This is a genomic window from Streptomyces sp. NPDC047886, from assembly GCF_043204435.1.
In the GTDB taxonomy this organism is placed as follows: Bacteria; Actinomycetota; Actinomycetes; order Streptomycetales; family Streptomycetaceae; genus Streptomyces.
Window position 1 is genome coordinate 98876 of sequence record NZ_JBIDCF010000007.1, and the last position, 23429, is coordinate 122304.

Sequence of the window (23429 nt, forward strand, 5' to 3'; positions counted from 1 at the left end):
CGGCTCTCCACGGCTTCTCTACGCCGCTTTGAGGAAGCCGTACGACGACTCACCGGCTAGGCGTCCTCGGCGAGTTCCAGCCAGCGCATCTCCAACTCCTCACGCTCCGCAGCCAGTTCGCGGAGCTCGCCGTCCAGTTTCGCCACCTTCTCGAAGTCCGTGGCGTTATCGGCGATTTGCGTGTGGAGTTTCGTCTCCTTCTCGGAGATCTTGTCGAGCTGTCGCTCGATCCGCTGGAGTTCCTTCTTCGCGGCACGCGCGTCCGCGGCGGTGGTGCTCTTCGCGGCGGGCGCGGCCGCCGGGGCGGGCGCCGCCGCCTCGATCATCCGCTGTCGCCGCTCCAGGTACTCGTCGATGCCGCGCGGCAGCATCCGCAGCGTGGCGTCGCCGAGCAGCGCGAACGTACGGTCCGTGGTCCGCTCGATGAAGAACCGGTCGTGGGAGATGACGACCATCGAGCCGGGCCAGCCGTCGAGGAGGTCCTCCAGCTGCGTCAGCGTCTCGATGTCCAGGTCGTTGGTGGGCTCGTCGAGGAACAGCACGTTCGGCTCGTCCATCAGCAGCCGCAGCAGCTGCAGTCGGCGCCGCTCGCCACCCGACAGATCGCCGACCGGCGTCCACTGCTTCTCCTTGGCGAAACCGAACTGCTCGCACAGCTGGCCCGCGGTCATCTCGCGGCCCTTGCCGAGGTCGACGCGGTCGCGGATCTGCTGCACGGCCTCCAGCACGCGCAGCGCCGGCGGGAGTTCGGTGACGTCCTGCGAGAGGTAGGCGAGGCGGACCGTCTTGCCGACGGTGATCCGGCCGGCGGCCGGCTGCCGCTCGCCCTGCGAGACGGCCGCGTCGGCGAGTGCCCGCAGCAGGGACGTCTTGCCCGCGCCGTTGACACCGACCAGACCGATGCGGTCACCCGGGCCGAGCTGCCAGGTCAGGTGCTTGAGGAGCATCTTGGGCCCGGCGGTGACGGTCACGTCCTCCAGGTCGAACACGGTCCTGCCGAGCCGGGCGCTGGCGAACTTCATCAGCTCGGAGGTGTCGCGGGGCGGCGGCACGTCGGCGATCAGCTCGTTGGCGGCCTCGATGCGGTAGCGGGGCTTGGACGTACGGGCGGGGGCACCGCGCCGCAGCCAGGCCAGCTCCTTGCGCATCAGGTTCTGCCGCTTGGCCTCCTCGGTCGCGGCGATCCGCTCGCGCTCGGCCCGCGCGAACACGTAGTCCGAGTAGCCGCCCTCGTACTCGTGGACGGTGCCGCGCTGCACGTCCCACATGCGGGTGCAGACCTGGTCGAGGAACCAGCGGTCGTGGGTGACGCAGACGAGCGCGGAGCGGCGCGCCCTCAGGTGGGCCGCGAGCCAGGCGATGCCCTCGACGTCGAGGTGGTTGGTCGGCTCGTCCAGGACGATCAGGTCCTGTTCGGCGATGAGCAGCTTGGCCAGCGCGATGCGCCGGCGCTCACCGCCGGAGAGGGGCCCGATGACGGTGTCGAGGCCCTGGTCGAAGCCCGGCAGGTGCAGGTCGCCGAAGAGCCCGGTGAGCACGTCCCTGATCTTGGCGTTGCCCGCCCACTCGTGGTCGGCCATGTCGCCGATGACCTCGTGCCGGACGGTGGCGGCCGGGTCGAGCGAGTCGTGCTGCGTGAGGACGCCGAGCCGCAGTCCGCCGCTGTGCGTGACCCGGCCGGTGTCGGTGTCCTCCAGCTTGGCGAGCACCCGGATCAGTGTGGTCTTGCCGTCGCCGTTGCGCCCGACGACCCCGATCCGGTCGCCCTCGGAAACGCCGATGGACACACCGTCGAGCAGGGCACGGGTGCCGTACACCTTGCTGACTGCCTCGGCATTGACGAGGTTCGCGGCCATTTCACTCCTGTACGGGGAAAGAGATCGGCCTTCCAGGGTAGGTCCTGCCGCGAGCGGCCAGGACGCCCGGGCGGCTTCCGCCCCCGGCGCGCCCCTACAGCACGGTCGCGCCGGGCGCGGGGCCGGTGGCCGTACGGGCCGTACGGCAGGTGCCCGAGGCGATCAGGGCACGGGCCACCGTCTCCGCCGCGTCCGCGTCCTTCACCAGGAAGGCGGTCGTCGGGCCCGAGCCGGACACGATCGCCGCGAGGGCGCCCGCACCGGTCCCGGCCGCGAGGGTGTCGGCGAGCGAGGGGCGCAGGGCGAGCGCGGCGGGCTGGAGGTCGTTGCCGAGTGCGCCCGCGAGGGCGGCGGTGTCGCCGGTGCGCAGGGCGTCCAGCAGCTCGGGCGCCGCTGCCGGTGCGGGGACGTCGGTGCCCGCGGTGAGCCGGTCGAACTCCCGGAAGACGACCGGGGTCGACAGGCCGCCGTCCGCGATCGCGAACACCCAGTGGAAGGTGCCGCCGACCTCCAGGGGGGTCAGCCGCTCGCCGCGTCCGGTGCCCAGCGCGGCGCCGCCGACCAGGGAGAACGGCACGTCGCTGCCGAGTTCGGCGCAGATGTCGAGGAGCTCGTCCCGGGACGCGCCGGTGCCCCACAGGGCGTCGCAGGCGAGGAGGGCGCCCGCGCCGTCGGCGCTGCCGCCGGCCATGCCGCCGGCGACGGGGATGTCCTTGGCGATGTGGATGTGGACGTCCGGGGCGATGCCGTGGCGGGCGGCGAGCGCGGCGGCGGCCCGCGCGGCGAGGTTGGTGGCGTCCAGCGGCACCTGGGCGGCGTCGGGACCGGAGCAGGTGACGCGCGGCGCGTCGGCCGGGGTGACCGTGACCTCGTCGTACAGGGAGACGGCGAGGAAGACGTTGGCCAGGTCGTGGAAGCCGTCGGGGCGCGCGGCGCCGACCGCCAGCCGGACGTTGACCTTGGCCGGGACTCGTACGGTGATGCTGGGGGTCACGCCTTGGCCTCCGCGATGCGGGCGAACTCTTCGACGGTCAGGGACTCCCCCCGCGCCTGCGGGGAGATACCGGCGGCGACCAGCGCGGCCTCCGCCGCGGCGGGCGACCCGGCCCAGCCGGCCAGCGCCGCCCGCAGCGTCTTGCGGCGCTGCGCGAACGCCGCGTCGACGACCGCGAACACCTCCTGCCTGGTCGCCGTGGTCGCCAGCGGCTCGGCGCGGCGGACCAGGGAGACGAGTCCCGAGTCGACGTTGGGCGCGGGCCAGAACACGTTGCGGCCGATGGCTCCGGCCCGCTTCACCTCGGCGTACCAGTTGGCCTTGACCGACGGCACGCCGTACACCTTGTTGCCGGGGCGGGCGGCGAGCCGGTCGGCGACCTCGGCCTGCACCATGACGAGGGTGCGCTCGATGCTCGGGAAGGTTTCGAGCATGTGCAGCAGCACGGGCACGGCGACGTTGTACGGCAGGTTCGCGACGAGCGCCGTGGGCGGCGGTCCCGGCAGTGCGCCGACGTGCATGGCGTCGGAGTGGACGAGCGCGAAGCGGTCCTTCTTCGCGGGCAGGCGGGCCGCGATCGTCGTAGGCAGCGCGGCGGCGAGCACGTCGTCGATCTCGACGGCGACGACCCGGTCGGCCGCCTCCAGCAGGGCCAGCGTCAGCGAGCCGAGGCCGGGGCCGACCTCCACCACCACGTCGTCCTCGCGCACGTCGGCGGTCCGGACGATCCGCCGGACGGTGTTGGCGTCGATGACGAAGTTCTGGCCGCGCTGCTTGGTGGGACGTACGCCGAGCGCCGCGGCCAGTTCACGGATGTCGGCGGGGCCGAGGAGTGCGTCGGGATCAGTGGTGCTCACCGATACAGCCTACGGCCGCAGTGCGGCCACGGGCTCGCCCCCCGCTGCACGTAGAGCTTCTTCGCCCGGTATGTCTGCTCGGTCGCGGGGGCGTCCTGGGCGCGGCCGCTGCCGCCGAGTGCCCGCCACGTGCCGGGGTCGAACTGGTAGAGGCCGCCGTAGGTGCCGGACGGGTCGACGGCGTCGGGGCGGCCACCGGACTCGCACTGGGCGAGGGCGCCCCAGTTCAGCCCGTCGGCCCCGGCGACTGACGAGGGAAGCGGCCTGGTGCCGACCTTCACGATCTGGGTGACCGGCTCCCGTACCACCTCCTCGCGGGTCCTCCTGGGCTTCTGCCGGACGCCGTTGACGGTGCGCAGTTCGTAGGTGACGCGGCGGGCGCCGTGCCTGCCCTGCTGGGCGACGACCTCGGTGCCCTTGAACAGGGTGGCGTCGTCGACGCGTTCGGTGGCGTACGGGATGTGCTCGTCACGTACCTCGCGGGTGCCGGTGATCCGCAGGACGGTGACGGTCTGGCCGTCGCGCGGGAAGCTGCTGAGCGGCACGGAGGTGGCGTCCTCGGGGCCGAGGGCGATCGCGGCCTGCCGGAGGGCTTCGCGGACGGTGGCGGCGTTGGTGCGGAGGGTGCGTTCGCGGCCGTCGGCGAGGAACGTCACGGTGCGCTCGGTGCGGACATGCAGGGCGAGGCCCTCGCGGGAGATCGCGGAGGAGCGGGAGACCGACAGGTGGGCGCCCTCGGCGCGGACACCGAGTTCGCGCAGCGCCTCGTCGACGGTGCGGGCGGTCGTCCACAGGCGGCGCCGGTGCCCGTCGAGGGTGAGCACCACGGGCCGGCCGTAGCGGACGACGACCTCGTCTCCGCTGGCGAGGGCGGCCGCGGGGGCGGGCGCGACGAGATCGTGGTCGCCGATGGCCACGCCCTCGTCGGCGAGGAGTTCGCTCACGTCGTCGGCGAAGGTGTGCATGGTGCGCGGGACCCCGTCGACGCTGAGCCTGACCGCCTTGTCGTCGGCGACGAACGCGCTCGTGCCGCCCGCGAGTACGGCGACGACGAGGGCCTGCGGGACGAGCCGGCGCAGCCCGTCCGGCCCGGCCCCCGCCCGGCCGGTGCCGCCGCCCGCCCGGCCGGTCCTGCGGCGGCGGGCGGCGCGCCGGGCCTCGGCGCGACCGCCGGCGGCCGCCGGTTCGGGGGCGGCGGCCGCCGGTTCGGCGGCGGCGCGGCGCCCGCGTGCGGCGGCTCGGTGACTGCCCTGCGAGTTGCTCACGAGGCCGGGACCCTAGCGGAGGCCCGGTCACTCTCCAAAGCGACTCGACCACGGAGCGTCGTACCGATACCCTGCGGCACCCTCGGTCGTTATCGGTCAGTAATCGAAGGCTCGCGCCGTGTTGACGGCGATCGCCGTCGCCAGGGTCTCCTCGTCGACGCCCCTCACCTCGGCCATGGCACGCACCGTGACGGGAATCAGGTACGGGGCGTTGGGCCGTCCCCGGTACGGCGCGGGCGTCAGGAACGGGGCGTCGGTCTCGACCAGGACGAGCTCCAGCGGGGCGACGGCGAGCGCGTCGCGCAGCGGCTGGGCGTTCTTGAAGGTGACGTTGCCGGCGAAGGACATGAAGTAGCCGCGCTCGGCGCAGACCCGGGCCATGTCGGCGTCGCCCGAGTAGCAGTGGAAGACGGTCCGCTCGGGCGCGCCCTCCTCGGCGAGGACGCGCAGGACGTCGTCGTGGGCGTCGCGGTCGTGGATGACGAGGGCCTTGCCGTGCCGCTTGGCGATCTCGATATGGGCGCGGAAGGAGCGCTCCTGGGCGTCCTTGCCCTCCGGGCCCGTACGGAAGTGGTCGAGGCCGGTCTCGCCGACGGCCTTGACGTGGTCGAGGGCGGCGAGCCGGTCGATCTCCCCGAGGGCGTCGTCCAGGGCGGTGTCCCCGCCGGCCTCGCGGGCCCCCTGCCGCGACCAGCCGTCGGGGTCGCCGAGCACGATCCGGGGCGCCTCGTTGGGGTGCAGGGCGACCGCCGCGTGGACGTTCGCGTACGTGGCGGCGGTCTCCGCGGCCCACCGGGAGCCCTTGATGTCGCAGCCCACCTGGACGACGGTCTCGACACCGACGAGTCCGGCCTTGGTGAGGGCCTCGTCGACGGTGCCGGACTGCATGTCCAGGTGGGTGTGCGAATCGGCGACGGCCACCCGGAGCGGTTCGGGCAGCGGCGGCGGGGCGTCCTTGGCACTCATGCCCCGATCGTACGAGGCGGGGCGCGGGCTACCTCCGGTGGAAGGGGTGCAGCAGGTCGGAGAAGTGCCGGCGGTGCGCCCCGGGATCGGGCGCGGACTCCGGCGCTTCAGGTGCTTCCGTCGCTCCGGGCGCGGCTCCGGGCGCTCCGGGCGCTTCGGGCGCGGCTCCGGGCGTGTGCCGCGTGGCCTCGGCCGCCGGCGGCCTGGCCGCCAGCTCCTGGCCGATGGGCCCGGCCGTGGCGATCGGGGCGGCCGCCCTGCCGGTCACGCCGGGCCGGTGCTCCAGTTGCTCCACCACGTCGAGGACCGACGAGACCTGGCCCGCCCGCATGATCCGTACGGTGTGGCCGCCGCAGTCGACGCAGGTCGGCTTGGTCAGCGGGGAGGGCACCCGGCGCCCGTCCGCCCGGTAGACGACGAACTCATGACCGGTGGCGTCCGTGTGGTGCTCGATGTCGTACGCCTGTTCCCAGCCGTATCCGCACCTCATGCACGCGAAGGCGTACGCCTCGTGGCCGACCGGGGTGCTCGTGGTCTCGCTCATGCCAGCTCCTTTCCACTGAACCAGTGGACGCCTTCACGGGCGGGAGTGCGTCGGCACCTGTCGATCGCTGGACCGGTTGTGGGGCTTCCCCTGCCGAAAGGCCTGCCGCGCGGTCTGGGCTTTGCCTTTCAGGATAAGTCCTCACGGTCGGATGGGCCCTTTTCGGACATGACCGGGGCGACACGACGGGCGCCAGGACGGCGACCCGGGCGACGCGACCGGCGGCCGGGGCGCCAGGACGACGGCGCGGGTGGCGGGCCCGGGGCATCAGGACGGCGGGCCCGGGGCGTCAGGTCGGCGGGCCCGGGGCCGACACGACGGCGGGCTCGGGCGCCCGGACGGCGGCATGGGCCGACACGACGGCGGGCGCGGGGCGTCAGGTCGGCGGGCCCGGGGCCGCCGGGACGGCGGGCGCGGGCGCCCGTACGGCGGGCCCTGCGCGTCAGGACGGCGGCGCGGGCGGTGCGACGGCGTTCTTCGCCGCCACCACGGCGTCGAACACCTCGCGCTTGGGCAGCCCGGCCTCGGCGGCCACGGCGGCGATGGCCTCCTTCCGCCGCTCGCCCGCCTCCTCCCGTACGCGGACCCTGCGCACCAGCTCGTCCGCGTCCAGCTCGCCGGGGACCGGTGCGGGCGCGCCCTCGACCACGACGGTGATCTCGCCCCGTACCCCTTCGGCGGCCCACCGCGCCAGTTCGCCGAGCGGGCCCCGCTTGACCTCCTCGTACGTCTTGGTCAGCTCCCGGCACACGGCGGCCCTGCGGTCGGCGCCGAACACCTCGGCCATCGCGGCGAGCGTGTCGTCCAGCCGGTGCGGCGCCTCGAAGTACACGAGGGTGCGGCGCTCGTCCGCGACCTCGCGGAGCCGGCCGAGCCGCTCGCCCGCCTTGCGCGGCGGGAAGCCCTCGAAGCAGAACCGGTCCACCGGCAGCCCGGACAGCGCGAGCGCGGTCAGCACGGCGGACGGGCCGGGGACGGCCGTGACCCTGATGTCCCGCTCGACGGCGGCGGCGACGAGGCGGTAGCCGGGGTCCGACACGGACGGCATGCCCGCGTCCGTGACCAGCAGCACCCGGGAGCCGCCCGCGAGCGCCTCGACCAGCTCAGGGGTCCGCGCGGACTCGTTGCCCTCGAAGTAGGACACCACCCGGCCGCGCGTCTGCACCCCCAGCGCCTGGGTCAGCCGCCGCAGCCGCCGGGTGTCCTCGGCGGCCACGATGTCGGCCGTCTCCAGTTCTGCGGCCAGCCGCGGCGGGGCGTCCGCGACATCACCGATCGGAGTACCTGCGAGTACGAGCGTTCCTGTCACAGGTGTCATCCTCGCAGCCCGGACGAGCGACGCGCACAGACGCGTTCCCTACGATGGCGCGGTGACCAGTACTGCGCCCAAGGCCCTGCACGGACAGGACGGACAGGACGGACCCGACCCCGGCGGTGACGCCGGGCACGCGCCGCCCTCCTGGCAGCAGCGCCTGCGCCGGTTCGGATACGCACCCCGGCAGCTGACCGGGCTGCGGGACCGGCTGGTTCCCCCGTACGTCCGCCCTTCGGCCCGCCCCTGGCGGCTGCTCGGCCTGCCGCCGGGCGCGGTGGACCGGCTGCTGCGGTGGGCGCCGTGGGGCGGGCCGCTGCTGGTGGCGCTGGTCGCGGGCGCCCTGCGGTTCTGGCGGCTCGGCGAGCCGAAGGCGGTGATATTCGACGAGACGTACTACGCCAAGGACGCCTGGGCCCTGATCAACCAGGGGTACGAGGGCTCATGGCCGAAGGACGTCGACAAGGCGATCCTGCAGAACCCGGACGCGGTGGCCGTGCCCGCCGACCCCGGCTATGTGGTGCACCCGCCGGTCGGCAAGTGGATCATCGGCCTGGGCGAGTACCTGTTCGGGTTCGATCCGTTCGGCTGGCGCTTCATGGTGGCGGTGCTGGGCACGCTGTCGGTGCTGATGCTGTGCCGGATCGGCCGGCGGCTGCTGCGCTCGACGTTCCTGGGCTGCCTGGCCGGCGGGCTGATGGCCGTGGACGGGCTGCACTTCGTGATGAGCCGTACGGCACTGCTCGACCAGGTCGTCATGTTCTTCGTGCTCGCCACGTTCGGCTGTCTGCTGATCGACCGGGACCGGACGCGGGCCCGGCTGGCCGGGGCGCTGCCGGCCGGCGAGGACGGCGCGCTCCGGCCCGACCACACGGTCGCCGAGACCCTGCGCCTCGGGTGGCGCCCGTGGCGGCTCGCGGCGGGCTTGATGCTGGGCCTGGCGTGCGCGACGAAGTGGAACGGCCTGTACTTCCTGGCCGCCTTCGGCGTGCTGACGGTGGCCTGGGACGTCGGCGCGCGCCGTACGGCCGGGGCGTTCCGCCCGTACGCGGCGGTGCTGCGGCGCGATCTGCTGCCGGCGTTCGTCTCGACGGTGCCGGTGGCGATCGTCACGTACGTCGTGTCGTGGGCCGGCTGGATCGTCACGGGCAACGGCTACTACCGCGACTGGGCGAGCCGGGGCGACGGCCGGAACAGCTCGTGGTCGTGGCTGTTCCCCGACTGGCTGCGCAGCCTGTGGCACTACGAGAACGAGGTGTACAGCTTCCACGTCAGCCTGACGTCCGGGCACACGTACCAGTCGAACCCGTGGAGCTGGATCGTGCTCGGCCGGCCCGTGTCGTACTTCTACGAGGCCCCGGCGGCCGGGGTCGACGGCTGCCCCGCGGACGTCGGCGGCAAGTGCGCGCGGGAGGTCCTGGCCATCGGCACCCCGCTGCTGTGGTGGGCCGCGTGCTTCGCGATCGCCTATGTGCTGTGGCGCTGGTTCTTCCGGCGTGACTGGCGGGCGGGCGCGATCGCCTGCGGGATCGCGGCGGGCTGGGTGCCGTGGTTCCTGTACCAGGAGCGCACGATCTTCCTATTCTACGCGGTCGTGTTCGTCCCGTTCCTGTGTCTGGCCGTGGCGATGATGATCGGGGCGATGCTGGGCCCTGCGGGGCCGCCCGATCCGCACGGGCTGACCGAACGGCGACGGCTGATCGGGGCGGTCGGCGCGGGCGTGCTGGTGCTGCTGATCATCTGGAACTTCATCTACTTCTGGCCGCTGTTCACGGGGCAGGCGATCCCGATGGACGACTGGCGCGGGCGGATGTGGCTGGATACCTGGGTCTGAGCGTTTCTGTTCGGTCGCGTTCGGATAACGCCCTACTCGGTCGTCACATCGGTCCCGTAGGGTCTACTCCACTGCCCCCTTGAACGTGTTCAAGGGGGCCTCTCGGGGAGGGGGAGGCTGCGAGATGCGCAGTGGAGCGAAAGTGGCGGTCGTCGGGGGCGTGTTCGCCGCCGTCGCCGGCGGCGTCGGATACGGCGCGTACAACGTGTGGAACGGGGTGACCGGCGGCACGACCACCAGCACGGGCACCACCACGCACCGGGAGACCGGGCCGGTCACCGCCGAGGAGATCGACACGACGGCCAGGGAGTTCCTGGCCGCCTGGGCCGCCGGGGACGCGGTGAAGGCGGCGCGCCTCACCAACGACCCGACGACGGCAGAGCCCGTGCTCACCGCGTACCGCGCCGACGCCCGGGTCGAAGGACTGAAGCTGACGCCCGGCACGGCGACCGGGGCGAAGGTGCCGTTCACCGTCGCGGGCACCGTCGAGTACGGGGACGCCCGCAAACCCTGGACCTACACGTCCGAACTGACCGTCGTACGCGGCCTGGCGACCGGGAAGCCACGCGTCGACTGGAAGCCATCGGTCGTCCACCCCGCGCTGCGGGCCGGCGAACAACTGCAGGTGACCACGTCCGGGGCGCCCGCCATCAAGGCCGTCGACCGCAACGGCACCGAGCTCACCAGGGAGAAGTTCCCCTCGCTCGGGCCCGTCCTGGACCAGCTGCGCGAGAAGTACGGCGCCGACGCCGGTGGCACGCCCGGCGTCGAACTGGTCGTCGCGGGCGGCGAGGGCGGCTCCGCACCCGCCCGGACGCTGCTGACGCTGCGCGAGGGCACGCCGGGCGAAGTGCCCACCACCCTCGACGCCGGGGTGCAGGCCGCCGCCGAACAGGCGGTGAAACGGTACGGCGAGTCGTCGGTCGTCGCCATCAAGCCGAGCACCGGCGAGATACGCGCGGTCGCCAACAACCGCGCGGACGGCTTCAACGCGGCGTTCCTCGGCAAGCAGGCGCCCGGCTCCACGATGAAGATCGTGACGGCGGCGCTGCTGCTGGAGAAGGGCCTGGTCGCCGCGGACCGGGTCGCCGAATGCCCGAAGAACGTCATGTACCACGGCCGCACCTTCCACAACCTCGACCATTTCCAGATCGACGGCGGCACGTTCACGCGGAGCTTCGCCCGCTCCTGCAACACCGCCTTCATCAAGCTGATCGACGACGCGAACGACGACGCGGCGCTCCCCAGGGAGGCCCGCGACGTCTTCGGCATCGGCCTGAACTGGCAGACGGGCATCGCCTCCTGGGACGGCTCCGTGCCGGAGGCCACGGGCGGCGAGGCGGCCGCCCAGTACATCGGCCAGGGCACCATCCAGATGAACGCGCTCAACATGGCGTCCATCACCGCCACCGCGAAGAACGGCTGGTTCAAGCAGCCGGTGCTCGTGCCGCGCTCGCTGGACGACCGGCAGATCGCCACCGCGGCACGCGGCCTGGAGCCCGGCGCCGCCCAGCAGCTGCGCGAGATGATGCGCGCCACCGCGCGGAGCGGCGGCACCGGCGCGGCCGCCATGGCGGGCGTCGGCGGCGACAAGGGCGCGAAGACCGGTTCGGCGGAGGTCGACAACCAGGGCGCGTCGAACAGCTGGTTCGCCGCGTTCGCCGACGACCTCGCGGCGGCGGCGGTCGTCCAGGCCGCCGGCCACGGCGGCGACGCGGCCGGCCCCCTGGTGGCCACGGTCCTCAAGGCCCGCTGACGCCCCCGGGGAACCCCTCGGACGGCGGTCCGGGCTGGCGCGGGGCGGATAACCCGGTCGCGTGGCGGATACACGGCCGCTAGCGTGCGGCGGCATGACCGACGCCGCATCCGCATCCCCCGCCCATCCCCGTTTCGCCGAGGCGCTGCGCGCGCTGGGGCTGGACGTCGAGGTCCGCCGCTTCCCGGACGCCGTACGGACGGCCGCGCAGGCCGCCGCGGCGATCGGCTGCGCGCCGGGCGAGATCGTCAAGTCGCTGATCTTCACCGCCGACGGCGTACCCGTCCTCGTCCTGATGGACGGCTCCTCCCGGGTCGACGTCGAACGCGTACGGCACGAGCTGGGCGCCCAGCGGGTGGAGCGAGCCGACGCCGGGCTCGTACGGGAGGCGACCGGCTACGCCATCGGCGGCGTCCCGCCGTTCGGCCACCGGACGCGGACACGGGTGCTGGCCGACCGGGGCCTGCTCGACCACGACGTGGTGTGGGCGGCGGCGGGCACCCCGCACACGGTGTTCCCGCTGGATCCGAAGACGCTGATCGCCCACGCGGGCGGCGTCCTGGCCGACGTACGCGAGCGAACGGCGTGACCGCGCCCCGCCCTGATGGTGGCGGGCATCGCGCTGATGCTGTCGCCGCGCTGAGACGGCGCGGGCCGCCGCCCGGTCTCCGGGCGGCGGCCCTGGTCCATACGGACGAGCCGGGACGGTCACCCGGCGGGCGGGCCGCCGAGCTCCGTGACCTCGACCATGGCGACGTCCTCACCGGTCCTCACCCTGTGGTTGCCCCAGTCGTCCACACCGACGACGGCGTAGCGCACGGTCCGTCCCTCGGGCGTGACCGCGTGCAGCCAGGAGGTGTCCTCCTCGCCGAGGTAGGCGATGTGGTGGTACAGCCACACACCGCCCTCCTCGTCGTCCTCGTCCGGGTGCCAGACGCCCTTGTAGACGTCGTAGCGCTTGAGGTCGGGTTCGGTGTTGGCGTCCCACTCCAGCAGCACCCCGTCCTCGCGGGCCGTGGCGGTGAGCCCGGTGACGGGCAGCGGCGCGACACGGTCGCCGGGGGTGGTGACGGAGACCTCGGCGGAGGCGACGCTCCTCTTGCGCGCCCCATCGACGGCGACGACGGCGTAGTGGTAGGTCCTGCCGTAGCCGGCGCTCACATCGGTGTACGAGTTGCCCCAGATCTGCCGGAACGGCTCGCCGCCGGTGGGCACGGGTGAGGTTTCCGAGCGGTACACCAGATAGGAGGTGACGTCCTGGCTGGTGGACCGCGTCCACGTCAGCTCGACTTCGGACCGGGCGTTCAGCGCGGTGGTCAGGCCCGTCGGCGGGGCGGGCGGATGGTCGCCCCGGACCACCTGGGTGCTCCCCGGCAGGGAGACGTTGCCGGCCGCGTCGGCGGCACGGATCCAGTAGGTGTAGCCGGTCCGCTCGTCGCCGGTGGGGTCGGTCCAGGCGGCTGAGGTCACGGTGGCGACCTTGGTCACCGGCTCGTACTCGTCGGCCTCGTGGTGCCGCTGCCGGTGGACCGTGTACGTCGCCGCGTCCGGCACCGGCGTCCAGGAGAGCGCCACACCGGCAGGGCCGTCGGTCGCCTTCAGTCCGGCCGGTGCGACGGGCGCGGTCCGGTCGACGGTGGTGACGGGCTGGTCGACGCTGCCGGCGGACTCGTTGCCCGCCTTGTCGACGGCGCGGACCTCGTAGAAGTACCGCTTGCCGGTGGCGGGCGGATAATCGACGGCCGACAGGCCGCTGCTGCCGATCCGCGACCAGGTGGAGGACCCGTCGGCGCGCCGGTAGGCGCGGTAGCCGGAGAGGTCCATCTCCTTGTTCGCGGCCCAGCGCAGCGTGGCCCGGTTCGCGGCCGCGTCGTAGGCGACGGAGGTGCCGGTCGGGGCGAGCGGCCTCACCGTGTCGACGGTCGCGGACGTGCGGGGCGCGTACGTGAACGCGACGTTCGCCGCGCCGGTCCAGGCGACGAAGTCGACGCGGAGCGTGTGCCGGCCGGCCGGGATGGTGAGGTTGACGGCGCGCTTCTGGGTGGTGGAGACGTTCTTCCACACGTCGACGCGGCGGACGCCGTCGACGTAGACCCGGATGCCGTCCTGGGTGGCGGCGGTCAGCGTGAACGGTCCGCCGGAGCCGAAGTCCCGGGTGACCGACCACCGTACGGAGAAGTTGTCCTTCGGCAGGACGACGCCCGGCGGATCGCCGTAACCGTAGTTCTCGCTGATCGCCGCGTCGCAGCCGGTGAGCTTGGGCGTACCGCTGAGCGACGTGTTGGCGAAGTACTGCACCTTCCAGACCGGGGAGGCGCAGGTGACGGCCGCGGAGGCCGGGGTGGCGGTGACGAGACCGCCGGTGGCGGCGAGAACGGCCGTAACGGCGAGCGTTCCCACCCGGTGACGAGTGATCACAGAAGGAGTGCCCCTTCAGCCCATGCGACGGGAGCCGGGACAGCGGGCGCCGGGCATGGGCAGGCAACGAGAACGGTGAGGTGTGAGGGGGCGGCGGTACGGGTGGGGCCGGTGATCCCGCCGAGCGGGACTTTACAGCGCGTCCCCGCGCTCCGGCCAGGCGGTCACAGACCGGGCGCGGGGCCGGTGGCGACGGGGAGGACGGGGAGGTCGGAGGGGAGGCCCCATTCGCTCCAGGAGCCGTCGTACACGGCGAGGTCGCGGTAGCCGGCGAGGTGGGCGCCGAGGGCGAGGACGCAGGCGGTGACACCGGATCCGCAGCTGAGGACGAGCCGTTCGCGGTCGCCCGCGGCGGCGGTGAGCGCGGCGCGCAGCTCGGCCGCCGGGCGCATCCGCCCCGCACCGTCCTGGAGGTCGCCGAACGGCAGGTTCACCGCGCCGGGCATGTGCCCGCCGCGCAGCCCCGGCCGGGGCTCGGGCTCCGTGCCCGCGAACCGGCCCCGGGTGCGGGCGTCCAGTACGGCCGTACCGGGCGCGGCGAGCGCGGCGGCCACGTCGGCCGCGCCGACGAGCGTTCCGGGGCGCGGTCGTGCGGTGAAGTCCCCGCGCGCGGGGGCGGGCGGGGCCTCGCCGGTGACCGGCAGCCCGGCGGCCTCCCAGGCGGGCAGCCCGCCGTCGAGGACGGCTACCCGGTCGAAGCCCATGGCGCGGAACATCCACCAGGCGCGGGCGCTGGAGTAGATCCCGGCGCCGTCGTAGACGACGACCGTGTCGGTGTCGTGGACGCCGAGCGCGCGTACGGCTCCGGTGAACGCGTCGGCGCCGGGCATGGTGTGCGGCAGCGGTGACGCCGGGTCGGACAGGGCGCCGTCGATGTCGAAGACCCGCGCTCCCGGTATGCGCCGCTCCGCGGCCCGGTGCGCGCCCACGGAGGCGTCGAGGACCACGAGGCCGGGTTCGCCGAGGACGGCGGCGAGACGGTCGACGCCGATCAGTGGCGTTCCGGTGTGCATGGCGGCCCCCGCTTCTCCGGCCGGTGTCACCGGCCCGCTGTAGGTGCATCGGCCAACGGTCGGCGGCCGCGCCTCAAGATCGCAGCGTCTCTCGGCGGCTGTCAACGGCCCGGGGCGGGGTGGGGTTGGCGCCCCGCCCGGACGGCGGGAGCATGGAAGGGAGATCCCTGTGAAGGGGGAGACCCATGTCCACCATCAAGGAATCCGTCGAGATCGACCGTCGCCCCGAGGATGTCTACGCGTACGTCACCGACCCGTCGCACCTGCCCGAGTGGCAGGAGAGCGCCGTCTCCGCGCACCGGGTCGGCGCCACCGTGCTGGGGCTGGGTTCCAGGGTCCAGGTCACCCGGCGGATCGGCCGCCGCGAGATGCCGATGACCATGGAGGTCACCGAGTTCGATCCGCCCCGCAGCTGGCGGCTCCAGGGCGTCGACGGGCCCGTCAGGGGAGACGTGCACGGGGTGGTCGAGCCGCTCGACGAGGGCAGGCGCTCACGTCTGACGCTCGACCTCGACTTCGAGGCGCACGGCCTCGGCAAGGTGCTCGTGCCGATGGTCGTCCGGCCGAAGGCCCGCAAGGAGATGCCGAAGAACGAACGGACGCTGAAGAACATCCTGGAGCGCGACGCCGCGTAGCGGCCACGGAGCCAAACCCGGCCCGACTCCGACCCCGGCCCCGACTCCGACCCCGGCCCCGGCCCCGGCTCCGGCTGCGGCTGCGGCTCCGGCGGCCGGGCCGCCGGGCCGCCGCTAGAGGTGTCCGGCAGACCATGGTGGCGTCGGAGCCGGGTGCGCTGTCCCGCAGGTGCGCGGCTCCGGTGCGTGCCGGGGCGCGCGGCCCGGGTGGTGCCTTCCCCGGGCCCCGGCTATCCGGCGGTCGCCTTGCGGACCGCGCGGATCAGGGCCTGGGCCCTCGGGTCGGCCGTGACGCCCTTGCGCATGCCGTTGGTGACGTAGCCGAGCGCGATGCCCGACTCGGGGTCGGCGAAGCCCAGGGAGCCGCCCCGGCCCGGGTGGCCGAAGGAGCCGGGGGCGAGCAGCGGGGACGCGGGGCCGTGCAGCATGTAGCCGAGGCCGAACCTGGTGCCCACCACCAGGACGCGGTCCGGGCCCGCCGACTCCTCCGTACGGGCCAGGGCGAGGGTCGCCGGGGCGAACAGGCGGTGGCCGTCGACCGGGCCGAGCGTCGCGGCGTAGAAGCGGGCCAGGGCGCGGGCCGTGGAGATGCCGCCGGAGCCGGGCAGCCCGGCCGCGCGGTACTCCGGGGCGTTCTCGTCGGGTGTCGGGTCGATCACCGCGAACGCCCGCCGGGTGAGCGAGGCCGGGTCCTCGTACGCGGCCGCGACGGAGCGTTTGGGGCGGAGCGCCAGGCCGCCGGACGCGGCGGGCGCCTCCGGCAGGGCGCCGATGCGGCCCACCCGGTGCGACTCGTCGGCCGGGAGGCCGAGCCACAGGTCGAGGCCGAGCGGGCCGGCTATCTCCTCGGCGACCCAGCGGCCGATGGGCCGCCCCGTGACCCGCTGGACGAGGCCCGCCAGCAGCCAGCTGAAGGTGTGCGCGTGGTAGCCGTGGTCGGTGCCGGGCTCCCACACCGGGGCCTGGGCGGCGATCGCGGCCGTGGCCGCGTCGGGGTCCAGGGCCTGGGCGAGGCCGAGCGGAGCGTCGAGTACGGGGACGCCCGCCTGGTGCGACAGCAGGTGGCGGACCAGCGCCCGCTCCTTGCCCGCCGCCTTGAACTCCGGCCAGTACGTGCCGACCGGCGCGTCCAGGTCGAGCTGCCCGCGCTGGTGCAGCAGCAGGGGTACGGCGGCGGCGACGCCCTTCGTCGCGGAACGCACGACCTGGGCCGTGTCCACCGCCCACGGTGCCGTGCCGTCCACGTCCTTCGTGCCGGCCCACAGGTCGACGACCTTCCGGCCGTCCCGGTAGACGGCGACGGCCGCGCCCCGCTCGCCGCGCTGCTCGAAGTTCCGCAGGAACGCGTCCCCGACCGGCTCGTAGCCCGCCTCCACCGTGCCCCGGACGTCCATTCCCTGTGGCTCCTCTCGTCTGGCCGACACCTGTGCCCGTCACCCGGGCCCTCGGCCCATGGTGCAACGGGCTACGAGGGGGCCTGATTCCGGGTGGCGCCGAAGGCGGGGTCGAAGCCGAACGGGAGCTCCAGGCGGTGCCGCGCCATCAGCTCCTCGTCGGCCAGCAGCCGCGCCGTCGGGGCGTCCGCCGCGATGACGCCCTCGCTGAGGATCACCGAGCGCGGGCACAGTTCGAGCGCGTACGGCAGGTCGTGCGTGACCATGAGCACGGTGACGTCCAAGGCCCGCAGGATGTCGGCGAGTTCGCGGCGGGACGCCGGGTCCAGGTTGGACGACGGCTCGTCCAGGACGAGGATCTCCGGTTCCATGGCGAGGACGGTCGCCACGGCGACCCGGCGCCGCTGCCCGAACGACAGGTGGTGCGGGGGCCGGTCGGCGAACTCCGCCATGCCTACCCTGCCGAGGGCCTTCATGACGGCGGCCTCCAGCTCGGCGCCCCGTACTCCGGCCGCCGCAGGGCCGAACGCCACGTCCTCCCGGACCGTCGGCATGAACAGCTGGTCGTCGGGGTCCTGGAAGACGATGCCGACGCGGCGGCGGATCTCCGCCAGATTGGCCTTGGCCACGGGCAGCCCGGCGACGGTGACCGTCCCCGCGCCCGCCGTCAGGATGCCGTTGAGGTGCAGGACGAGGGTCGTCTTGCCGGCGCCGTTGGGCCCGAGCAGGGCGACGCGTTCGCCGCGCTCGACGGTCAGGTCGACACCGAACAGCGCCTGGTGGCCGTCCGGGTAGGCGTACGCGAGGCCCCGCACATCGAGGGACGGCACGAAGGACATGGGCAGCGGCGTGGTCATAGGGTCCATCCCAGCAGACAGATGACGAGGGCCGTGCACGGGAGGGCCGCCGCCCGCGACCACTGGGCGCGGTCCGCGGTGACCTCGTCGATGACCGGCATCGACCCGGCGTACCCCCGGCTCACCATGGCCAGGTGGACGCGTTCGCCGCGTTCGTAGGAGCGGATGAACAGCGCGCCGGCCGACTTCGCGAGGACGCCCCAGTGGCGTACGCCCTTCGCCTCGAACCCGCGCGACCGGCGGGCGATCGACATCCGCCGCAGCTCGTCCGTGATGACGTCCCCGTACCGGATCATGAACGAGGCGATCTGGACGAGGAGCGGCGGCAGCCGCAGCCGCTGGAGGCCGAGGAGCAGGGCGCGCAGTTCGGTGGTGGCGGCGAGCAGGACGGACGCGGCGACGCCCAGGGTGCCCTTGGCCAGTACGTTCCAGGCATCCCAGAGGCCGGGTACGGAGACGGTGACGCCGAGCAGGGTCGTCTGTTCGCCGGGCACGACGAACGGCATCAGGAACGCGAACGCGACGAACGGAACCTCGATCGCCATCCGGCGCAGCAGGAAACCCGCCGGGACGCGGGCGGCCGCCGCGACGCAGGCGAGGAGCACGGCGTACGCCCCGAAGGCCCACATCGCCTCGCGCGGTGTGGACACCACGACGATCACGAAGCAGAGGACGGCGGCGAGCTTGGTGTGCGGGGGCAGGGTGTGCACCGGCGAGTGCCCGTGCCGGTACAGCTTGTGCGTATGGCCCGCACCCACCTCAGACCGTCTCCTTCGTCAGGGGGGTGCGGGCGTCACCGGCCGGGTCCTGGGCCGCCCGCGCTGCCTGCCTGCCGCGCCTGCGCGACGCCGCCCAGAAGACGCCCGTGCCCGCGGCGAGGGTCGCGCCGACGCCGATCGTGCCCGCGAGGCCGCCGGAGAGACGCGCGTCGGTGATGTCCTCGACGCCGTAGTCGGCGAGCGGGGACGCGGCGGTGGCGTGCTCCTCGGCCTTCTTGTCGATGCCGTAGTCGGCGGCGACCTTCTCCAGGCCGTCGGGGCTGGCGGAGGCATAGAAGGAGACGAACCCGGCGAGGACCAGCGCGGCGGCCAGACCGGCGGCCCAGACGGTACGGGTGGAGCGCGCGGCGCCCGGGGCGGGCGCGGGGGCGGCGGGTGCCGCGTCGATCAGCTCTCCGCCGACGCGCAGCTTGAGCGGCGTGGACAGGCCGCGCGCCCCGTACACCAGGTCGGGGCGTACGGCGATGACGGCGCCGACCGTCGCCGTGGTGATCGCCGCCTCGCCGACGCCGATCAGGGTGTGCACGCCGAGCATGGCGGCGAGGACCTTGCCCACGGGTACGTCGCTGGTGCCGCCGACGGCGTAGATCAGCGTGAAGGCGGCGGCCGACGCCGGTACGGAGACCAGCGCGGCGACGAACGAGGCGACGGTCACCGAGCGGCGGCCGCGCGGCAGCACCGTGACCAGGCCCCGGAACAGCCCGTACGCGACGAGGACCGTGACGCCGCCCATGACGGTGATGTTCACGCCCAGCGCGGTGAGACCGCCGTCCGCGAACAGGATGCCCTGCATGAGCAGGACGACCGCGATGCACAGCACGCCGGTCCACGGGCCGACGAGTATCGCGGCGAGTGCGCCGCCGAGCAGATGGCCGCTGGTGCCGGCGGCGACGGGGAAGTTCAGCATCTGCACGGCGAAGATGAACGCGGCGACGAGACCGGCGAGCGGGGCCGTCCGGTCGTCCAGTTCACGCCGGGCTCCGCGCAGGCCGACGGCGACGGCGCCCGCGGCGACGAGACCGGCGGCGGCCGACACGGGCGCGTTGATGAATCCGTCGGGGACATGCATGGCGGCATCACTTTCGGACAGGTGGCAAGGAGTGCTCGGGTCGTGCCGTTCGATGATGGCCGCTCCTGCAAACCTCTTGCAAGAGCGGGGCGGTCACAGAAGAGGCCGGGCACGCTTCGGGGAATGGTGCGACATTGGAGATAAGTGAGGACAGTGTGAGGAGCCCGACGATGTGCCCCGCCGATCCAGCGCCCACCGGCGACACCCGCGCAGACGCGCTCTCCGCGCGCCCGGGAGCCCCGGTCTCTCCGGCACCCGACGCCCCGCCGGCCGCCCCCACCCCCGCCCCCACGACCTCCGCCGCCTCGCCGGGAACCGCCACCACCGCCGCCTCGCCGGGAACCGCCACCACCGCCGCCTCGCCGGGAACCGCCACCGCCGCCCCGGACGGCCGGGCCGCCGACGGGGCGGGCCCCGCGGTCGGCGGCGGACTCCGGGTGGAGGTGCGGGCGCGGGGGCTGCTCGTGACCGACGGGCCGTTCTCGCGGCGCGTCCCCGTGGCGCTGCGCTACGACGCCGGCGCCGCCCCGCTGGCCGTACGGTTCGTCTTCCCCGGCGACAACGCGTGGACGTTCCCGCGCGCGCTGCTGGAGGCGGGGCTGCGCGCGCCCGTCCGGCGCGGCGACGTCGAGGTGTGGCCGTGCGGCCGGGCACAGGCGGTGGTGGAGTTCCACTCGCCGGACGGCACGGCGGTCGTGCAGTTCGACTCCTCCACGCTCCTGCGCTTCCTGCGCCGTACGTACAGCGTCACCGCGCCGGTCACGGGGTGATGTGACCGGCGCGGTGACGGTGGGTGCCGACGGCCGGGGGTCGACGGGCGGGGCCGGCCGGCGGCGGACGGGTCGTCAGACCCGTACCAGCTCCCGCTCCTCCTCCGGGTCTCCGGCCGGGCCGTCCAGCTCCTGGCGCAGCGCCTCGCCCTCGACGTCGACGTTGGGCAGGACGCGGTCCAGCCAGCGCGGCAGCCACCAGGCCCGCTGGCCGAGCAGGGCCAGGACCGCCGGCACGATCGCCATGCGGACCACGAACGCGTCGAACAGGACGGCCGTCGCGAGACCGAAGCCGATCATCTTCACCATCTGTTCGCTGGCCCCGATGAAGCCGGCGAACACCGCGATCATGATCACCGCGGCGGCCGTGACGACCCGGGCGCCGTGGCGGAAGCCGGTGACGATGGCCTGGCCCGGCCGCTCCCCGTGGACGAACGCCTCACGCATCCGGGTGACGAGGAAGACCTCGTAGTCCATGGCGAGACCGAAGACGACGCCCACCATGAAGATCGGCATCATGCTCATCACGGGCCCGGTCTGCTCGACGCCGAACAGCGAGCCGAGCCAGCCCCACTGGAAGACGGCGACGACGGCGCCGAGCGCCGCGACCACCGACAGCAGGAACCCGAGGGCCGCCTTCAGCGGGACGAGCACCGACCGGAAGACCACCATCAGCAGCAGGAACGCGAGCCCGACGACGAGCGCGAGGTACGGCACCAGGGCGTCGTTCATCTTCTGCGAGAAGTCGATGTTCATCGCGGTCTGACCGGTCACGAGGACGTGGTCCCCGGTGGCCTCCCGGATGTCGTGGACGAGTTCCTCGGTCGCCGCCGAGGACGGGCGGTCCTTCGGCACGACGGTGATCACCGCCGTGTCGCCCGCCTTGTTGGGGGTGGCGGGGGTGACGGCCGCGACGCCGTCGAGGCCCTTGATCCGCTCGGCGGTGCGGTCCGCCTCGGCCTTGTCGCCGTCGACGACGACCATCAGCGGGCCGTTGAAGCCGGGGCCGAAGCCGTCGGACAGCAGGTCGTACGCACGGCGCTGGGTGGTCGATGTGGGCTGGGCGCCGTCGTCGGGCAGGCCCATCTCCAGCGAGGCGGCCGGGACGGCGATCGCGCCGAGGCCGATCACACCGGCCAGCAGCACCATGACCGGGCGGCGCAGCACGAACCGGGCCCAGCGGGTGCCCATGTTGGGCTTCTCGGCGGCGGCGTCGCCCTTGTCGAGCGTGACGGTCGCCGTGCCGGGCGTGGCGCCCTCGCCGGCCGTGGCGGTCTTGCGGGCCTTGCGGCCCAGGACGCGCCGACCCGCGTAGCCGAGCAGCGCCGGGATGAGGGTGAGCGCGATCAGAACGGCGACGGCGACCGTACCGGCGGCGGCGACACCCATCTTCGTCAGCATCGGGATGTTGACGACGGCCAGGCCGACCAGGGCGATGACGACGGTGAGGCCCGCGAAGACGACCGCCGAGCCCGCCGTGCCGACGGCCCGCCCGGCCGCCTCCTCGCGCTCGCGGCCCTCGGCGAGCTCGGCACGGTAGCGGGAGACGATGAACAGGGCGTAGTCGATGCCGACCGCGAGGCCGATCATCGTGGCGAGGGTGGCGGTGGTGGAGCCGAGGTCCAGGACGCTCGCGAGCGCGGTGATGGTGGAGACGCCGATGCCGACCCCGATGATCGCGGTGACCAGCGGCAGCCCGGCGGCGATCATCGACCCGAAGGTGATGACCAGGACGATCCCGGCGACGACGACGCCGACGATCTCACCGGTGCCGGTCTCGGGCACGGTCTGGAGGGCGTCGCCGCCGATCTCCACGGTCAGACCGGAGCCGTCCGCCGCGTCGGCGGTGTCCAGCAGCGCCTCCCGGGTCGCCTCGGTCAGCTCCATGCCGTTGACCTTGTAGGACACCTGGACGTAGGCGGTGGTGCCGTCCCGGGAGACCGCCCGCGCGGTGTACGGGTCGGTGACGGAGACGACCTGGTCGGAGCCGGAGCGCAGCTCGCCGACGGCCTTGTCGACATGGGCCTTGTTGGCCGCGTCGGTCATCTTCTGCCCGTCGGGCGCCTTGAAGACGACGCGGGCGGTGGCACCGTCGGCACCGGCGCCGGGGAAGCGTTCCTCCAGCAGGTCGAAGGCCCTCTGGGCCTCCGTGCCGGGTATGGAGAAGGAGCTCGACGTCGCGGCGGGCGCGGACGCGGCGCCGACACCGGCGAGCGTGAGCAGCGCGATCCACAACAGGGTCATGACATGGCGGCGCCGGTAGGAGAACCGGCCGAGTCTGTACAGGAACGTGGCCATGGGGCGTACTCCCGGAAGGTGGGCGGGACAAGGGCAGGGGGAGCCGGCCCGACAGCGTGAGCGGTACGTGTCAGGTGGTGCGGGGCCGTGCGGGTACGCGGCCGTTCCCGGGCGGGAAGGCCGTGCGGGTGACGCGGCTGTTCCCGGGCGGGGACCGGGTCGCGTCAGATGCCGAGGGCGGGGAACACCACGGCGTCGAGGTACGTGCTGAGGAACTCCCTGTCGACCGGCCGGTCCTCGATGAGCGGCCGGGCGACGAAGGCGCCGATGAACATGTGCGGGAGGAGGTCGAGTGCCGGGTTGTCGGCGGCGACCTCGCCCCGCTCCACCCCGCGCCGCAGGATCGCGTCGAGCCCGGTCATCTCGGGTGCGACGAGCAGTTCCCGCAGTGCCTGGAGGAGTTCGGGGTTGGTGTGGATGGCGTGGGCCAGGCCCCGCATCAGCGCGGAGTCCCGTTCGATCCGGCAGTCGTCGGTCCGGTCGAGCATCTCGCGGAAGTCGCCACGCAGCGAACCCGTGTCGATCTCGTCGAGCCGGACCGGCTTGGTGTGCCGCAGTGCCTGGGCGACCAGCTCCGGCTTGCTGCCCCACTGGCGGTAGAGCGTGGCCTTGCTGGAGCGGGTGCGGGCGGCGACGGCGTCCATGGTGAGGGCGTCGTAGCCGACCTCTCCGAGCAGGTCGATCACGGCGGTGTACAGCTCCGACTCGCGTTCCGTGGTGAGTCTGCCGCGTGCCATCGTGCCGGCCTTTCCAGGAGACGTGCGAACGAAACCGTTTCGTACACCTCCACCGTACGGGATGAGCCAGCGAAA

The 23429-nt window shown here is 73.7% G+C and carries 20 protein-coding genes; 5 read left to right on the forward strand and 15 right to left on the reverse strand.

Translation table 11 applies throughout. The features are described from left to right. Positions 1-56 precede the first annotated feature (56 nt). The 7 genes from ACGF5U_RS23290 to rsmI all read right to left on the reverse strand — a co-directional run bounded on the left by ACGF5U_RS23290 (position 57) and on the right by rsmI (position 7800). Positions 57-1856, reverse strand: a complete 1800-nt coding sequence (locus tag ACGF5U_RS23290; protein ID WP_392715072.1) for an ABC-F family ATP-binding cassette domain-containing protein — start codon at positions 1854-1856, stop codon at positions 57-59. Positions 1857-1950: 94 nt separating this feature from the next. Continuing rightward, entirely contained in the window at positions 1951-2850 is a 900-nt protein-coding gene (locus ACGF5U_RS23295) for a 4-(cytidine 5'-diphospho)-2-C-methyl-D-erythritol kinase (RefSeq protein ID WP_392715073.1), read from the reverse strand. Further along, positions 2847-3707, reverse strand: coding sequence for a 16S rRNA (adenine(1518)-N(6)/adenine(1519)-N(6))-dimethyltransferase RsmA (rsmA, locus tag ACGF5U_RS23300; RefSeq protein ID WP_392715074.1), 861 nt, complete (start codon positions 3705-3707; stop codon positions 2847-2849). The genes ACGF5U_RS23295 and rsmA overlap by 4 nt, the downstream gene beginning before the upstream one ends. Next, positions 3704-4972, reverse strand: a complete 1269-nt coding sequence (locus ACGF5U_RS23305) for a ubiquitin-like domain-containing protein (protein WP_392715075.1) — start codon at positions 4970-4972, stop codon at positions 3704-3706. The genes rsmA and ACGF5U_RS23305 overlap by 4 nt, the downstream gene beginning before the upstream one ends. Positions 4973-5068: 96 nt before the next feature. Next, a complete protein-coding gene (locus ACGF5U_RS23310; RefSeq protein WP_392715076.1) occupies positions 5069-5938 on the reverse strand; it encodes a TatD family hydrolase in 870 nt (289 codons plus the stop codon). A 28-nt stretch (positions 5939-5966) separates the two neighbouring features. Further along, positions 5967-6482, reverse strand: coding sequence for a hypothetical protein (locus tag ACGF5U_RS23315; RefSeq protein ID WP_392715077.1), 516 nt, complete (start codon positions 6480-6482; stop codon positions 5967-5969). 442 nt (positions 6483-6924) lie between these two features. Further along, positions 6925-7800, reverse strand: coding sequence for a 16S rRNA (cytidine(1402)-2'-O)-methyltransferase (rsmI, locus tag ACGF5U_RS23320; protein WP_392715078.1), 876 nt, complete (start codon positions 7798-7800; stop codon positions 6925-6927). A 52-nt stretch (positions 7801-7852) separates the two neighbouring features. Here rsmI and ACGF5U_RS23325 point away from each other — a divergent pair, with 52 nt between their 5' ends. From ACGF5U_RS23325 to ACGF5U_RS23335, 3 genes are all read left to right on the forward strand, one after another. Beyond that, positions 7853-9628, forward strand: coding sequence for a dolichyl-phosphate-mannose--protein mannosyltransferase (locus ACGF5U_RS23325; RefSeq protein WP_392715079.1), 1776 nt, complete (start codon positions 7853-7855; stop codon positions 9626-9628). A 124-nt stretch (positions 9629-9752) separates the two neighbouring features. After that, entirely contained in the window at positions 9753-11384 is a 1632-nt protein-coding gene (locus tag ACGF5U_RS23330; protein ID WP_392715080.1) for a penicillin-binding transpeptidase domain-containing protein, read from the forward strand. Between the two features lie 94 nt (positions 11385-11478). After that, entirely contained in the window at positions 11479-11973 is a 495-nt protein-coding gene (locus tag ACGF5U_RS23335; protein WP_392715081.1) for a YbaK/EbsC family protein, read from the forward strand. 119 nt (positions 11974-12092) lie between these two features. Here ACGF5U_RS23335 and ACGF5U_RS23340 read toward each other — a convergent pair whose 3' ends face one another. Together ACGF5U_RS23340 and ACGF5U_RS23345 are read right to left on the reverse strand one after the other, a co-directional pair. Next, positions 12093-13802, reverse strand: a complete 1710-nt coding sequence (locus ACGF5U_RS23340; RefSeq protein ID WP_392715082.1) for a PA14 domain-containing protein — start codon at positions 13800-13802, stop codon at positions 12093-12095. A 164-nt stretch (positions 13803-13966) separates the two neighbouring features. Beyond that, complete coding sequence (locus ACGF5U_RS23345) at positions 13967-14815, reverse strand: sulfurtransferase (protein ID WP_392715083.1); 849 nt, start codon at positions 14813-14815, stop codon at positions 13967-13969. Between the two features lie 185 nt (positions 14816-15000). On the opposite strand from ACGF5U_RS23345, the gene ACGF5U_RS23350 reads away from it, so the two are divergent. Then, positions 15001-15450 carry an SRPBCC family protein gene (locus ACGF5U_RS23350; protein WP_392715084.1) on the forward strand — a complete coding sequence of 150 codons (450 nt, stop codon included), beginning with the start codon at positions 15001-15003 and terminating at the stop codon, positions 15448-15450. Between the two features lie 230 nt (positions 15451-15680). Here ACGF5U_RS23350 and ACGF5U_RS23355 read toward each other — a convergent pair whose 3' ends face one another. The 4 genes from ACGF5U_RS23355 to ACGF5U_RS23370 form a co-directional block, all read right to left on the reverse strand. Then, positions 15681-16844: a serine hydrolase domain-containing protein gene (locus ACGF5U_RS23355; protein WP_392715085.1), complete on the reverse strand. Its 1164-nt coding sequence runs from the start codon at positions 16842-16844 to the stop codon at positions 15681-15683. 71 nt (positions 16845-16915) lie between these two features. Next, entirely contained in the window at positions 16916-17701 is a 786-nt protein-coding gene (locus ACGF5U_RS23360; RefSeq protein WP_392715086.1) for an energy-coupling factor ABC transporter ATP-binding protein, read from the reverse strand. Further along, positions 17698-18459 carry a cobalt ECF transporter T component CbiQ gene (gene cbiQ / locus ACGF5U_RS23365; protein ID WP_392715087.1) on the reverse strand — a complete coding sequence of 254 codons (762 nt, stop codon included), beginning with the start codon at positions 18457-18459 and terminating at the stop codon, positions 17698-17700. The genes ACGF5U_RS23360 and cbiQ overlap by 4 nt, the downstream gene beginning before the upstream one ends. Position 18460: 1 nt before the next feature. Beyond that, positions 18461-19549, reverse strand: a complete 1089-nt coding sequence (locus ACGF5U_RS23370; protein WP_392715088.1) for an energy-coupling factor ABC transporter permease — start codon at positions 19547-19549, stop codon at positions 18461-18463. Between the two features lie 170 nt (positions 19550-19719). Here ACGF5U_RS23370 and ACGF5U_RS23375 point away from each other — a divergent pair, with 170 nt between their 5' ends. Then, positions 19720-20319 (forward strand): SsgA family sporulation/cell division regulator, encoded by a 600-nt coding sequence (locus ACGF5U_RS23375; RefSeq protein ID WP_392715089.1) that lies wholly within the window; start codon positions 19720-19722, stop codon positions 20317-20319. Positions 20320-20394: 75 nt separating this feature from the next. Here the strand turns inward: ACGF5U_RS23375 and ACGF5U_RS23380 are convergent, their stop codons facing one another. Together ACGF5U_RS23380 and ACGF5U_RS23385 are read right to left on the reverse strand one after the other, a co-directional pair. Continuing rightward, entirely contained in the window at positions 20395-22617 is a 2223-nt protein-coding gene (locus ACGF5U_RS23380; protein WP_392715090.1) for an MMPL family transporter, read from the reverse strand. Positions 22618-22781: 164 nt separating this feature from the next. After that, a complete protein-coding gene (locus ACGF5U_RS23385; RefSeq protein WP_392715091.1) occupies positions 22782-23354 on the reverse strand; it encodes a TetR/AcrR family transcriptional regulator in 573 nt (190 codons plus the stop codon). Between the last annotated feature and the right edge of the window lie 75 nt (positions 23355-23429).